This is a genomic window from Demequina gelatinilytica (genome assembly GCF_000971115.1).
Classification (GTDB): Bacteria; Actinomycetota; Actinomycetes; order Actinomycetales; family Demequinaceae; genus Demequina; species Demequina gelatinilytica.
In genome coordinates, this window is the sequence record NZ_BBLV01000006.1 from 20,801 (window position 1) to 34,838 (window position 14,038).

Consider the following 14,038-nt stretch of genomic DNA (forward strand, 5'->3'; position numbering starts at 1 on the left):
CTCAGCGCCAGGACCCTCCTGACGCTAGCACCGGGGACCGACGCGGCGGCAGGGAGGCGTCACCGCCCGACCGGGGCATCCTCCTCCGGGAGCGCCTGGACGGGCTCGAGCCCGTCGGCGACCACCGCCGCGGCCTCGTCACGCGCCGCCTCGTCCTCGACGCGACGGGCGAGGGCACGATGCGAACGGAACAGCGGGCCCTCGCGGCGCACCGCGCGCGCGATGAGGAACGACAGCACCGCCGCCGGCACCGCGACGAGGAGCGCCTTGCGCAGCTCGACCAGGTCGCCCAGGTGCCCGATCACCTGCGGCATCACCAGGCCCGCGATGGTGGAGAACGAGGACACGGCCGCCACGCGTGCCGCGGCCTTGTCCGGCTCGTCCGACGCCGCGGAGAAGCCGATCGGCACGCCGAGCGCGGCGCCGAGCCCCCACAGCACCATGCCCACGGGGACCAGCGCGAGCGTGGGCGCGAACGCGAACGTCGCGACACCGGCGATCACGAGCACGGCCGAGGCCCGCAGCGCGACCACGCGGCCCAGACGACCGATGACCGCCGCTCCGCTCCATCGCAGCGTCACCATCGCGACCACGAACACCCAGTAGAGGAGGTCTCCCACCGCCTCGGGCTGGTCGAAGGCCTCGACCACGGCGAGCGACGCCCACTGCGCAGCCGCGCCCTCGATGGTCGACGCGGAGAAGACGATGAGTCCGATGAGCACCACGCGGCGGTCGCGGTACTCGTCCCTCGCGGCGGCAAACGGGCCGCCGAGCCCGGGGCGCGCATCGTCCGGGCGCGGGCGCCCGTCCATGACGGCGGCCGGGAGGACCGCGAGGCGCAGCGCGGTGAGCACCACGCCCACCCCGATGAAGTGCCACACGGGCGCGACGCCCAGGTGCGAGACCGCGGCGCCGAGCGCCAACCCCATCGCCATGCCGACGGAGAACGCGGCGTGGAACTGCGGGAGCACGGCCCGCTCCATCGCGCGCTCGACCGCGGCCGCCTCGGCGTTCATGCTGACGTTGGTGACCGCGAAGCCGACCGAGACCAGGAACGATCCGGCCGCGAAGAGCGGCTGCGAGCCCCACGCGGTCGCCGCCCCCAGGAGCGCGATCGCCGCGAGGAAGCCGAAGGACGACCACCACAGCAGCGCGCGCGTGCCGAAGCGCGCCACGGACCAGCCCGTCACCAGCAGCGCGCACAGGGCACCGAGAGCGCCGAACAGCAGCAGCCGCGCCAGCTCGCCGGTGGAGACGCCGAGCAGCTCGGTGATGGTCGGGTATCGCGAGACCTGCGTCGCCATGAAGACGCCCATGATCCAGAAGATCGCGAGGACGCCGCGGCGTGCCGCGGCGATACGGGCGGGGCTGGACGCGACGGGCGCGTGTGACACTTCTTCTCCTGACGGCTTGCGAGCGGGCGGCATCCCAGGCTATGCCCTGCGACCGCACGGTCCGGCGCTACGCTGACGTCCAACCGAGCCGAGGGAGAGCAAGTGTCGCGCACACGTCGACCGACCATGGCCGATGTGGCCGCGCACGCCGGGGTCTCCGTATCGACGGTGTCGCTCGCCTACTCCGGCGCCGGCCCGCTGTCCCCCGAGACCCGCGCCAAGGTCGAGCGCGCCGCCGAGCAGCTCGGCTACGCCGGGCCCGCGCCGCATGCGCGCGCGCTGCGCTCGGGCCGCACGGGCGTGGTCGGCGTGGTCATCCACGAGCGCCTGCAGCTGTCCTTCCGCGATCCGCTCATGCTCCGCATCATGGACGGGCTGGTGGGGGACCTCGGGCAGATGGGGCTCGGCGTCCTGCTGATCCCGACGCCCACCGGCGAGCCCGGGGAGCGCAGCCTGCTCGAGACCGCCGCGATGGACGCCGCGGTGCTGCTGCGCGTCCGCGACCACGACGACGAGCCCGCGATCGAGATCGCCCGGCGCCGCGGGCTGCCGGTGGTGGTGATGGAGGGCGAGGCGCCCGCGGGAGCGGGCCGGCTCGAGATCGGCGACCGCGCCGCCACCGCGGAGCTCGTCCGCCACCTCAGGGACCTGGGCCACGAGCGCATCGGCACCATCACCCTGCCGTCGGGGCTGGACGGCGAGACGCGCGTGCTCACGCTCGAGGAGGCGCTCACGCAGACCGCGTGGACTCCCGTGCATCGGCGCCTCGAGGCGTTCGCCGATGCGGGGATCGAGCCGTGCGTGGTGGTCGAGGCGCGGGCGTCGATCGTCGCGGAGGGCATCGCGGCCGCGCATCTCGCGCTCGCCACCGAGCCCCGCCCGACCGCGCTGGTGTGCCAGTCGGACCTCCTCGCCGGGGGCGCGATCCTCGCCGCGCGCGAGCTCGACATCCCCGTTCCTCAGCAGCTGTCGGTGACCGGCTTCGACGGGATCGACATCCCGTGGATCGCGCCGCACGAGCTCACCACCCAGGTGCAGGACGCCGAGGCCAAGGGCCACGCGCTGGCCGCCGAGGTGAAGGCGCTGCTCGCGGGCGAGTCCCCCGAGCCCGTGGTGATGCCGCTCGAGCTGCGGCTGGGTTCGACGACGGCCCGCGCGCCGCGCGCGTAGGACCCCGGACGCGGCTCGGCCCCCCGATCCCGAGGGATCGAGGGGCCGAGCGGTCACGCGGGAGGGGTCAGCCGAGCACGTTGATGATCGGGCCCATCGCGAAGTACAGGACGAAGGCCGCCGCGGTGCCCCACATGAGCGGGTGGATCCTCTTCGCGCCGCCGGTGACCACCTGCAGCACGACGTACGAGATGAAGCCCACGCCGATGCCGGCGGAGATCGAGTAGCCGAACGGCATGATGATGAACGTGAGGAAGGCCGGGATCGCGATCCGGTAGTCCTTCCAGTCGATCCCCGCGACCTGCGACACCATGAGGAAGCCGACCACCACGAGGACGGGCGTAGCGGCCTCGAAGGGCACCAGCGCGTACAGCGGGGTGAGGAACGTCGACAGCAGGAACGCGATGCCGGTCACCACGGAGGCGAGACCGGTGCGCGCACCGTCGCCCACGCCCGCGGCGGACTCGATGTACGAGGTGTTCGAAGACACCGAGCCCAGGCCACCGGCCACGGCGCCCACCGAGTCCACCAGCAGCACCTCCTGGGCGCGCGGCGGGTTGCCGTCCTCATCGTTGAGCTCCGCCTCGGCGCCCACGGCCGTCATGGTGCCCATGGTGTCGAAGAAGTCGGTGATGAGCAGCGAGAACACCAGCAGCAGGGCGGTGAGCACGGGCAGCGTGGTGAAGCCGCCGAAGAGGTCGACCTGGCCGATGAGCGAGAAGTCCGGGGCGGAGACCAGCGTGTCGGGGATCGCGGGCACCACGAGCGCCCAGCCCGACGGGTTGTCGACGGAGGAGCCGAGCGACAGCGCCGACTCGAGGACCACCGCGAGCACGGTGGCGACGACGATCGAGATGAGGAGCGCGCCGCGCACCTTCTTGACCATGAGGACGATCGCGGTGAGGAGGCCCACCACGAACACGACCATCGGCCACGTCGAGATGTAGCCGCCGTCGCCGAACTGCGTGGGGGTGCCTGCGCCGGAGCGGACGATGCCCGCGTCGTACAGGCCGATGAACGCGAGGAACAGGCCGATGCCGACCGCGATGGCCTGCTTGAGGAACGCGGGGACCGCGGCGAAGACCGCCTTGCGGAAGCCCGACAGCACCAGGACCGTGATGACCACGCCCTCCAGGACCACGAAGCCCATCGCCTCGGGCCAGGTCATGCCCTCGCGCGACGCGATGCCGTACGCGAGGAAGGCGTTGATGCCCAGACCCGCGGCCATGGCGAGCGGGAAGCGCGCCCACACGCCCATGAGGATCGACAGGAGGCCCGCGACCAGCGCGGTCGCGGCCGCGACCAGCGCGGTGTCGGGCGCGTCGCCGCCGCCCAGGTACTTGCCCGTGCCGTCGGCGACCGTGCCGATGATCAGCGGGTTCAGCACGACGATGTACGCCATGGTGAAGAAGGTGGTGAGACCACCACGGATCTCGCGGCCGAAGGTCGAGCCGCGCTTGGTGATCTCGAAGTAGGAGTCGATCTTGCCGGCGAAACCGGTCCGCTCCTCGGTGCTGACGCTCATACGTCCTCTCTCGGATGGCGGGAGGACGCGCGCAGCGTCAAGCTCTCCCGGGGGGTGTGGGTGCGAACCCCTCGGGCTAGCGACGCTAACGCCTTACGCTCGGGGCGCACGACGGGATCTCGCGAGCGTCACCCTATAGGCACGCAGGAGCGTTTCATGACCACCGGACGCCGCGCACCGGGCGCCGCGGCTGCCCGCGACTAGGCGCAGGCGACGACTGCCTGGGCCTTCGCCAGGATCTTCTGGCCCTCGAACTCCACGAGGATGTCGATGCGCGCGAACCTCGCCTCGGTGTCCAGGACGCCGACCTTCGCGGTGAACGCGACGGTGGCCTCGCCCATCGCGGGGACCGGGATGGGCCGCGCGAACCGCGTCTGCAGATCGACGACGTTGCCGGGTCCGGCCCACTCCTCGACCACCGAGGCGGCGGTGCCCATCGTCAGCATGCCGTGCGCGATCACGCCGGGAAGCCCGACGGACTCGGCGAAGGCGTCGTTGTAGTGGATGGGGTTGAAGTCGCCCGAGGCGCCCGCGTAGCGCACCAGGGTGTCCCGGGTGAAGGTGACCTCGCGCGCGGCGACCACCTGGCCCACCTCGAGGCCCTCGAAGGTGGGGCCGTTCTCGGCGCTCATCAGGCCTCCTCGCGCACCGCGAGGGTGCTGATCACGGTCGACACGGGTGCGCCGTCCTCGTCGGTGAGCTCGGTGCGGGTGGTCACGGTGGAGATGCCGCCGCGCTGCTTGATGTCGTCGATGTGGACGGTCGCGGAGATCAGGTCGCCCGCGATGATGGGCCGGTGGTGCGTGAAGCGCTCGTCGGCGTGGACCACGCGCGAGAAGTCCACCCCGACCTCGGGATCGACCACCACGTGGAACTCGGCCTGCTGCGCGATGACCACCGCGAAGGTGGTGGGCGCGACGGCATCGGAGAAGCCCTCCGCCCGTGCGGCCTCCTCGCTGCGATGCGCGAACGAGTACGCGTCGACGGCGTCGGCGAACTCGCGGATCTTGACGCGGGTGACCTCGTAGGGCTCATGGGGGCCGTACGCGCGGCCCACGGCTTCGGTGTTCACTGGCACATCGCCACCCTATCCAGGATGCCCGCGGCAGGCGCGCGTCACCCGCGCGAGTACTCGACCACCAGCCCGCGATGGTCGGTCCAGGGGACCTCGACCCCGTCGACGTGCGTCGCGACCAGCCCCGCGTCCCGCACCAGCACGTGATCGATCGCGACGAGCGGCGAGTCGATCACGCTGCGCACGAGCCGCAGCCGCCACGAGAACATCCCGCGGGGGAAGGTCGGGATGAAGCCGGCACCCGCCTGCTCCACCGCATCCGCGTAGCCCAGCTCCTCGATCGCGCGGAACGCTCGATGGTCCCGTGTGGCGTTGAGGTCGCCCGCGACGACGACGGGCCCGTCCTGCGTCTCGAGCACCGTGTGGAGCACCTCGAGGTCGGACTCCCATTGGCCATGCTCGAGCGGGTTGGGAGACTCGGGGTGCGCCACGATCACCGTGAGCGGACCCTCGGCGGTCTCGACCTGCGCGCGGACCAGGTGCGCGGCCATGCCGTCCAGGCTGGTGCCGTCGGACAGCGGCAGCCGGGACCACAGCCCGGTGCCGTGCTTCTCGTACTCGGGGAACGCGACGTGGTGCGGCAGCAGCAGGTCGAGCCCGGCATCGGCGAGGCGCTGCTCGGTCTCGGGCACCACTTCCGTGAGCGCGAGGACATCGAGGTCCTGCTCGCGCACCATCGCCACGATCGCGTCCGAGCTCGCCGCGCCGCTGCCGAGGCTCAGCGTCCCGATGCGCAGCACCGGCTCGCCCGTCGCGGTCTCGGCGACGTAGAGGGGGGCGATCCAGACGATCCCCAGCACCAGCACTGCGGCGGCGGCCGCCAGGAGGTTCCACGCGCGTGCGGCGGCCGCGAGCGCCACGGGGATCACCGCCGCGAGCGTGGCCCACGGGACCATCGACACGGCTACGGCGAGCGGCCCCGCCTCGAAACCCGTGAGCCGGGCGAGCACCGGGACGAGCACCACCACGAGCACCGTCCACGCGACGGCACGCGCCGCGAAGGCGAGCACCCGCACGGCGGCCTCACGGGGCGACGATGCGCCCTCGGCCCGCGTGCCCTCCCCCGGCTCCCCCATCGCGCCAGTCTCGCACGGGACCACCCCGCATCGTCCAGGGACGATCCTCCCTGGGAACGCCGCAGGCCCGCCGCCCCTGAGGGGCGACGGGCCTGCGGTCGAAGCTGCTGCTTAGCGCGTCTCGCGGTGCGCGGTGTGCTTGCCGCACTTCCGGCAGAACTTGGAGAGCTCCACACGGTCAGGGTTGTTGCGGCGGTTCTTGCGCGTGATGTAGTTGCGGTCCTTGCACTCGGTGCACGCGAGCGTGATCTTCGGACGAACGTCGTTCTTGGCCATGGTTCTCTCCCAGCCTTGTAGGGACGCGCCTTGCGAAGGCGCATGATCAGGCTGCTGCCTGAATCCGTAGCGAGGGCGGGGCTCGAACCCGCGACCTCACGATTATGAGTCGTGCGCTCTAACCAGCTGAGCTACCCCGCCGCGAGCCGCCAGATGGCGGCGATCCACCGTACATGACGATGGACTTGGAGCCCCGACAGGGAATCGAACCCTGGACCTTTTCCTTACCATGGAAACGCTCTGCCGACTGAGCTATCGGGGCCAGCCGGAATAGGTTACACGCCATCGGCCCCAAAACAAAAATCGGCGCCGAGACCCCCGGATCGGTGTCGGTGGGCGGCCCTAGAGTGAGCCGCGTGACGGACTCCTTGAGCGCCGCGGAGGCGCGCCGCATCCACCTCGCGGCGCAGTCGCTCGCGCGGCGGCGGCCCGCAGGCAGGCCGGGCCCCGCTCGTTTCCGCGAGTACCTGGAGCGACAGGGCGTGCTGCAGCTCGACTCGGTCAACGTCCTCGCACGGGCGCATCACCTCCCGGTCTACTCCCGCTACGGCCCCTACGACCGTGACCGGCTGGACCGCTGGCTGTGGTCCGGCGAGCATGCGTTCGAGCACTGGGGCCACGAGGCCTCGGTGATGCCGCACGCCCTCCTGCCCGCGATGCACCACCGCATGACCGAGTACGCGTCGTGGCAGGGCCGGCACCGCGCGCGCCTCGAGAGCGAGCGCCCGGGCCTCATCGCGCAGGTGCGCGACGCCGTGGAGCGGAACGGCCCGCTCACCGCGTCGGCGCTCGAGCACCTCGCACCCCGGGAGGGGACCCGCGGCACGTGGTGGGACACGTCGCACGTCAAGGACGCTCTCGAGTACCTGTTCATCACGGGCGAGGTCGCCGCCTCGCGCGGCCCGCACTTCCGGCGGACCTACGACTCCCCGATGCGCGAGTGGGGGCTGCCGCGCGCCTCGGAAGGCGCGTGGGGTCTGACCGCCGCGGAGGCGCAGCAGGCGCTGTTCGACCACGGGCTCGCCGCGACGGGCATCGGCACGCCCGCCGACATCGCCGACCACTTCCGCCTCCCCCGCTCCGCGCGGGACGATGCCCACCGCAAGGGCGCCGCGGCCGGCGCCGCCGCGTGGGCAGGGTCCGCGGTCGAGCGCGGTCTCGCCACCTGGACCACCGTCGAGGGCTGGAAGGAGCCTGCGCTGCTCGCGACGGGCGCCGTGGACCCCGGCCGGGCCACCGCATCGGCCCTCCTGAGCCCGTTCGACCCGGTGTGCTGGTACCGGCCGCGCCTGCTGCGGATGTTCGGCGTCGACTACCGGATCGAGATCTACACCCCTGCCCCCAAGCGGGTGTTCGGCTACTACTGCCTGCTGTTCCTCCTCGGGGACCGCTTCGAGGCGCGCGTCGACCTCAAGGCGCTGCGGCGCGACGGCGTGCTGTCTGTCGAGGCGGCATGGCGGGAGCCTGGTCGCGCCCCCGGTTCGCGACGCCGCCCCGACGCCGAGGTGACCGCGGCCCTGGCATCCGAGCTGCGGACCCTGGCGGGATGGCTCGGCCTGGACCGCATCGTGGTCGGGCCGCGGGGCGACCTCGCCGCAGCGCTCGCCCCGGCGCTCGCCGCTGCCTGAACCTTCCGGACGATCCGTGCGGAACCCCGCGGATCCCCTCCGGAAGCGAGTTGCCGCGCGCATCGTCGGCACGGAACCATGTCCGGATGGACCCGGAACAGATGCAGCGCGCCGCCAAGGACCACCTGTGGATGCACTTCACCCAGCACTCCCGCTACGACACGGAGGACGTGCCGATCATCGTCCGCGGTGAGGGCGCGTACATCTTCGATGCCGAGGGACGGCGGTACCTGGACGGCCTGGGCGGGCTGTTCGTCAACCAGCTGGGCCACGGCCGGGCCGACCTGGCGCAGGCGGCGGCGGACCAGGCGAAGGAGCTCGCCTTCCACCCCCTGTGGTCGTATGCGACGCCGCCCGCGATCGAGCTGGCCGCCAAGCTCGCGGCCCTCGCCCCGGGCGACCTCAACCGCGTGTTCTTCACCAGCGGCGGCGGCGACTCCGTCGAGTCCGCCTGGAAGCTCGCGAAGAACTACTTCAAGCTCGTGGGCAAGCCCCTCAAGCACAAGGTCATCAGCCGCAACGTCGCGTACCACGGCACCCCTCACGGCGCGCTGTCCATCACCGGGCTGCCGGGCCTCAAGCAGCAGTTCGAGCCGCTTGTGCCGTCGACCTTCCGCGTGCCCAACACCAACGTCTACCGCGCCGCGGAGATCACCCACGGCCTGCACGACAGCTCCGACCCGGAGGCCTTCGGCCGGTGGGCGGCGGACCAGATCGAGGTCGCCATCCTCAACGAGGGCGCGGACACGGTCGCCGCGGTGTTCCTCGAGCCCGTGCAGAACGCCGGCGGCTGCTTCCCGCCGCCGACCGGCTACTGGCAGCGCGTGCGCGAGATCTGCGACCGCTACGACGTGCTGCTCGTGTCCGACGAGACCATCTGCGCGTACGGACGCCTGGGCGAGATGTTCGGCGCCACGCGCTACGGCTACGTCCCCGACATCATCACGTCCGCGAAGGGCCTGACCTCGGGGTACGCCCCGATGGGCGCGATGATCGCCTCGGACCGGCTCATGGAGCCGTTCCTCGAGCAGGGCGAGATGTTCGCGCACGGCTACACGTTCGGAGGCCATCCCGTCGCCGCCGCGGTGGCGCTGAGGAACCTGGAGATCTTCGAGACCGAGGGCGTGCTCAAGCACGTCCGCGAGAACGCACCGGCCTTCCGCGCGACGCTCGAGCGGCTGCTCGACCTGCCCATGGTGGGGGACGTCCGCGGCGACGGCTACTTCTACGGCATCGAGCTGGTCAAGGACCGCGCGACCAAGGAGAGCCTCACGGCGGACGAGTGCGAGCGCGTGCTGCATGGCTTCCTGTCCAAGGAGCTCTACGCGGCGGGCCTGTACTGCCGCGCGGACGACCGCGGCGACCCGGTCATCCAGCTCTCGCCGCCGCTGACCATCGGCCAGGCGGAGTTCGACGAGATGGAGCGGATCCTGCGCGACGTGATCTCGCGGGCGTACGCGCTGCTGTAGTCGCGGCGCGCGCCCGGACCGCACCCCTGGCGGAAATGGTAGCCCTTGGTCGGTTCCGGGAGGTCGCGGCCGCGCAGTGGTAGGTGGTTGTCGGCGGTCCCGCCGCAGCGACAACCAGCGACCACTGCGCGGCGGGGATTCCCGAATCGCGACAGTGAGGCACCACTTCCGGGCCGGGCGGGTCCGGGTCGCCGGGCGGGTCGGGGTCGCCGGGCGGGTCGGGGTCGCCGGGCGGGTCCGGGCTGGTGGGCGGCGACGCGAGAAGGGGCCCCGATCCGGCGGATCGGGGCCCCTTCTGCGTGTCCGTGTCAGAAGGCCGAGGCCTTGCCCTTCGCGCGGCGACGGTTGAGGACCTCGCCGCCGATCACGATGCCGAGCGCGAGCAGGAACATCAGCGTGCCGATGACGTTGACCTGCATCGGGACACCGCGCTGCGCGGCACCCCACACGAACATCGGGAACGTCACCGTGGTGCCCGAGTTGAGGTTCGTGATGATGAAGTCGTCGAAGGACAGCGAGAACGCCAGCAGCGCCGCCGAGAGGATTCCCGGGAAGACCAGCGGGAAGGTGATCCGCCAGAACGTCTGCCACTCGTTCGCGTAGAGGTCGGAGGCCGCCTTCTCGAGGTTCGAGTCGAGGCCCGCGAGGCGCGACCTGACCGTCACCACGACGAACGAGATGCAGAACATGATGTGCGCGATCAGCACGGTCCAGAAGCCGAGCTGCCCGCCGAAGCCCGCCGCGACGAACAGCGCGAGGAGCGACGATCCCATGACGATCTCCGGGGTCGCCATCGGCAGGAACAGCACCAGGTTCATGGTGGAGCGGCCCTCGAAGCGGTGACGCACGAGCGCGAACGCGGCGAGCGTCCCGATGATCGTGGCGGCGAGCGTCGCCAACAGGCCGATGCTGATGCTCACGCGGAGCGACTCGCACATGCCCTGCGGGTCGCAGGGGTTCAGCCAGTTGTCCCACGTGAAGGACTGGAACTGGTAGAGGTTGCGCGACTCCGACGAGTCGTTGAACGACATCAGGGCGACGATGAAGTTCGGGATGTACATGTACAGCAGCACCAGGATGCCCAGCGTGAGCATGAGGTGCTTGCCGATCCAGTTGCCGACGCGGGTGATCACAGCAGCTCCTCCGTTCCTGCGCGGCGCACATAGAAGAGCACCATGCCGACGATGAGCACCATGAGGATCACCGACAGCGCCGAGGCGTGCGGGTAGTCGCCCGCGGTGGTGAACAGCTGCTGGATCTTGTTGCCGACCATCTGCGTGTTGGGGCTGCCCAGCAGCGAGGCGTTGATGTAGTCGCCCGTCGCGGGGATGAACGTCAGCAGCGTGCCGCCCACCACGCCCGGCAGCGACAGGGGCCACACGACCTTGGTGAAGCGCTGGAAGGGGCTTGCATACAGGTCCGCCGCGGCCTCGTTGAGCTTCGGATCGATCTTCTCGAGGCTGGTGTACAGCGGCAGGATGGTGAAGGGCAGGAAGTTGTACGTGAGCCCCATGATCACCGCGAACGGCGTCGCCAGGAGCCTCCCGTCCTCGCCCAGGATGTGAAGCGTCTGGAGCGTGTTCACGATGAAACCGTTGTCCGCGAGGATGAGCTTCCAGGACAGCGTGCGCACCAGGAACGACGTGAAGAACGGTGCGATGACCAGCACCAGCATCACGGTCTTCCAGCGACCCGCCTTGAAGGCGATGGCGTACGCCAGGACGTAGCCGAGGACCAGGCACATGAGCGTCGCGATGCCCGCGTACAGCAGCGAGCGCATCATGTACGGCCAGTAGTCTCCGAGCGCCTCGATGTAGTTCTGGACGCGCCACGTGAGCGTGTACCCCGTGATCGGCGTGCCCGACGGGTCGGACAGCGACGTGGTGAGCAGCGACAGCATCGGGAACAGGAAGAAGACCGCGAGCCAGATCGCGGCCGGCCCGATGAGGAGATAGGCGGTGTTCCTGCCGAACACCCGCTGAAGGGCCTCCACGTCAGTCCTCCTCGAGCCCCGCCTCGGCGTCCTGGGAGGAGTCGAGGAGGAACGCGAACTCGGGACGCCAGGAGACGTCGACCTTGGTGCCCACGGGGATCAGCCCGCCGCGACGCCCGGTGTTCTGCTCGAAGCAGGTGATCTCCTGGCCCCACGGCATCCGCAGCGTGTAGTCGGTCGAGACGCCGATGTAGCTGGCGTCCACCACAACCGCCCCGGAGAGCGCGGCGCCAGGCGCGTCGATCGTCTGACCCTCGGGCTGGATGAGCACCTTCTCGGGTCGGATGCCGACCCAGCCGTGATCGGAGTCGGTGTGGACCTTGCTCGCCTTGATCGTCGCGATGGTGCCGTGCATGTCGACCTTCACCACGGCGTCGGCGCCCGTGCCCTCGCGACCCACGACCGTCCCCTTGATGAGGTTGGAACGGCCCAGGAAGTTGGCCACGAACGTGGTCTGCGGGTTGGTGTAGAGGTCGTACGGCGCACCCATCTGCTCGATGCGGCCCTTGTTCATGACGGCGACCGTGTCGGCCATCGTCATGGCCTCCTCCTGGTCGTGCGTGACGTGCACGAAGGTGAGGCCCACCTCCTCCTGGATGCGCTTGAGCTCGACCTGCATCGCGCGACGCAGCTTGAGGTCGAGCGCACCGAGCGGCTCGTCGAGCAGCAGCACGTCCGGTCGGTTGATGATCGCGCGAGCGAGCGCGACGCGCTGCTGCTGACCACCCGACAGCTGGGCGGGCTTCTTGTTCGCCTGCTCCGTGAGCTCCGTCAGGGCAAGGATCTCCTTGACCTCCTGCGCCGGGTCCTTCGAGCCCCGACGCTTGGGGCCGAACGCGACGTTCTCCGCGATGGTGAGATGCGGGAACAGCGCGTAGTTCTGGAACACCGTGTTGACAGGGCGCTTGTACGGCTTCGCGTGCGTGATGTCCTGCTCGCCGATGTGGATGGTGCCCTGCGTGGCCTCCTCCAGACCGGCGACCATGCGCAGCGTGGTCGTCTTCCCGCAACCCGACGGGCCGAGCAGGGCGAAGAACGAGCCCTGCGGGATCACCAGGTCGAGCGACTCGACCGCGACGAAGCCGTTGGGGTAGCGCTTGTGCAGACCGGCGAGCTTGAGGTCGCCCCGGGCCTGGTCAGCCAGTGACATCGGCGTAGTCCTTCTCGTACTGCGACGCCTTCGCCTCGTCGAGCGCCATGAAGGAGTGGGTCTGGGCGAGGTACTCGGCGGTCGGGAAGATCAGCGGGTTGTCGACGAGCGACGGGTCGATCTTCTCCATCTCGGCCTGCGCGCCCTCGACGGGGCACACGTACCAGACGTAGGCGGCGAGCTTCGCTGCCACGGCCGGGTCGTAGTAGTAGTCGATGAGCTTCTCGGCGTTGGCCTTGTGCTGCCCCTGGACCGGCACGATCATGTTGTCGGACCAGATCATCATGCCCTCCTGCGGAGGCAGGAAGACCAGGTTCTCGTCCTCGGCCGCGGCGACGTCGCCGGACCAGGCGACGCAGGCCGCGATGTTGCCGTTGGCGAGGTCGTTGATGTACTCGTTCCCGGTGAACGCACGGATCTGGCCGTCGGCGCGCGCCTTCGAGATCTTCTCGAGCGCGTTGCCCCACTCGTCGTCGCTGAAGTTCGACGGATCGGCGCCGTCGGCCAGCAGCAGCAGGCCCATGGTGTCGCGCATCTCGGTGAGCAGGGTGACCTTGCCCTTGAGGTCGGAGCGCGTGAGCAGCTCGTCGATGGTCGACACCTCGCCCACGAGCGACTTGTTGTACGCGATGCCCGAGAAGCCCGACTGCCACGGAGCCGAGTAGTCGCGGTTCGGGTCCCAGCCCACGCCCTGGAGCGAGGAGATGAGGTTCTTGTCGAGGTTGGGGACGTTCGCCTTGTCGAGCTTCTGGATCCAGCTGGCGTCGATCATGCGCGCCGCCATCCAGTCCGTGAGCACGAACATGTCGCGGCCGGTCGGCTGGCACGCGCCGAGCTGGTTGCGGACCTTCGCGAAGAACTCGACGTTGTCGTTGACGTCGGGCGTGTAGGTGACCGAGATGCCGGACTCCTGCTGGAACGCGGTGAGCGTCGAGACGTAGTCGCCGTCGTCCTCGTCGATGTACTCGGGCCAGTTCGACATGTTGAGGACCGACTCGGTGTCCGAGAGGTCGGTGGTGACGCACCCCTCGGCGGAGCCGCCGCCCCCGTTCCCGCGACCCATGAGGTAGACCGCGCCGAGGCCCGCGACACCCGCCGCGCCCCCGATCATCAGCCCGCGGCGCGAGACGCCCTTCTTCTTCACTTCCTCCGGCGGCGTGACCTCGGACACGTCGACCTCCTTGACTCCGGGCGGACCCGGTCAGCTGACAGCGAGTGACCAGATAGTGGCATGCCCCTCCCCGGATATTGAGCGCCTTGATCAAATTGGGATGCGCAATCA

The 14,038-nt window shown here is 70.3% G+C and carries 13 protein-coding genes and 2 tRNA genes; 3 read left to right on the top strand and 12 right to left on the bottom strand.

The window, feature by feature from the left end:
- Window positions 1-59: 59 nt before the first annotated feature.
- Entirely contained in the window at window positions 60-1,394 is a 1,335-nt protein-coding gene (locus AOM00_RS06135) for an MFS transporter (RefSeq protein ID WP_062516959.1), read from the bottom strand.
- A 102-nt stretch (window positions 1,395-1,496) separates the two neighbouring features.
- Between AOM00_RS06135 and AOM00_RS06140 the strand changes: the two genes are divergently transcribed.
- Window positions 1,497-2,564, top strand: coding sequence for a LacI family DNA-binding transcriptional regulator (locus AOM00_RS06140; protein ID WP_228373425.1), 1,068 nt, complete (start codon window positions 1,497-1,499; stop codon window positions 2,562-2,564).
- A gap of 67 nt (window positions 2,565-2,631) precedes the next feature.
- Here AOM00_RS06140 and AOM00_RS06145 read toward each other — a convergent pair whose 3' ends face one another.
- The 7 genes from AOM00_RS06145 to AOM00_RS06175 all read right to left on the bottom strand — a co-directional run bounded on the left by AOM00_RS06145 (window position 2,632) and on the right by AOM00_RS06175 (window position 6,778).
- Window positions 2,632-4,089, bottom strand: coding sequence for an NCS2 family permease (locus AOM00_RS06145; protein WP_062516961.1), 1,458 nt, complete (start codon window positions 4,087-4,089; stop codon window positions 2,632-2,634).
- A 200-nt stretch (window positions 4,090-4,289) separates the two neighbouring features.
- Window positions 4,290-4,721: a MaoC/PaaZ C-terminal domain-containing protein gene (locus AOM00_RS06150; protein ID WP_062516962.1), complete on the bottom strand. Its 432-nt coding sequence runs from the start codon at window positions 4,719-4,721 to the stop codon at window positions 4,290-4,292.
- On the bottom strand, window positions 4,721-5,167 hold the full coding sequence (locus tag AOM00_RS06155) for an FAS1-like dehydratase domain-containing protein (RefSeq protein ID WP_062516963.1): 447 nt from the start codon (window positions 5,165-5,167) through the stop codon (window positions 4,721-4,723). The genes AOM00_RS06150 and AOM00_RS06155 overlap by 1 nt, the downstream gene beginning before the upstream one ends.
- A 38-nt stretch (window positions 5,168-5,205) precedes the next feature.
- Window positions 5,206-6,240, bottom strand: coding sequence for an endonuclease/exonuclease/phosphatase family protein (locus AOM00_RS06160; protein WP_062516964.1), 1,035 nt, complete (start codon window positions 6,238-6,240; stop codon window positions 5,206-5,208).
- Between the two features lie 111 nt (window positions 6,241-6,351).
- Entirely contained in the window at window positions 6,352-6,516 is a 165-nt protein-coding gene (gene rpmG / locus AOM00_RS06165; protein WP_042213233.1) for a 50S ribosomal protein L33, read from the bottom strand.
- 67 nt (window positions 6,517-6,583) lie between these two features.
- A tRNA-Met gene (locus AOM00_RS06170) sits at window positions 6,584-6,657 on the bottom strand.
- Window positions 6,658-6,702: 45 nt separating this feature from the next.
- Window positions 6,703-6,778, bottom strand: a tRNA-Thr gene (locus tag AOM00_RS06175).
- A 94-nt stretch (window positions 6,779-6,872) separates the two neighbouring features.
- Between AOM00_RS06175 and AOM00_RS06180 the strand changes: the two genes are divergently transcribed.
- Complete coding sequence (locus tag AOM00_RS06180; RefSeq protein WP_062516965.1) at window positions 6,873-8,144, top strand: winged helix-turn-helix domain-containing protein; 1,272 nt, start codon at window positions 6,873-6,875, stop codon at window positions 8,142-8,144.
- 86 nt (window positions 8,145-8,230) lie between these two features.
- Window positions 8,231-9,613 carry an aspartate aminotransferase family protein gene (locus AOM00_RS06185; RefSeq protein ID WP_062516966.1) on the top strand — a complete coding sequence of 461 codons (1,383 nt, stop codon included), beginning with the start codon at window positions 8,231-8,233 and terminating at the stop codon, window positions 9,611-9,613.
- Window positions 9,614-9,921: 308 nt separating this feature from the next.
- Here AOM00_RS06185 and AOM00_RS06190 read toward each other — a convergent pair whose 3' ends face one another.
- Genes AOM00_RS06190 through AOM00_RS06205 form a run of 4 tightly spaced genes read right to left on the bottom strand, consistent with a single transcriptional unit; the run spans window position 9,922 to window position 13,927 of the window.
- On the bottom strand, window positions 9,922-10,746 hold the full coding sequence (locus AOM00_RS06190) for an ABC transporter permease (protein ID WP_228373426.1): 825 nt from the start codon (window positions 10,744-10,746) through the stop codon (window positions 9,922-9,924).
- Window positions 10,743-11,606: an ABC transporter permease gene (locus AOM00_RS06195; protein ID WP_228373427.1), complete on the bottom strand. Its 864-nt coding sequence runs from the start codon at window positions 11,604-11,606 to the stop codon at window positions 10,743-10,745. Before AOM00_RS06195 ends, AOM00_RS06190 begins: the two co-directional genes overlap by 4 nt.
- 1 nt (window position 11,607) lies before the next feature.
- Window positions 11,608-12,756, bottom strand: a complete 1,149-nt coding sequence (locus tag AOM00_RS06200; protein ID WP_062516967.1) for an ABC transporter ATP-binding protein — start codon at window positions 12,754-12,756, stop codon at window positions 11,608-11,610.
- Window positions 12,743-13,927: a polyamine ABC transporter substrate-binding protein gene (locus AOM00_RS06205; RefSeq protein WP_228373428.1), complete on the bottom strand. Its 1,185-nt coding sequence runs from the start codon at window positions 13,925-13,927 to the stop codon at window positions 12,743-12,745. Before AOM00_RS06205 ends, AOM00_RS06200 begins: the two co-directional genes overlap by 14 nt.
- Window positions 13,928-14,038 lie beyond the last annotated feature (111 nt).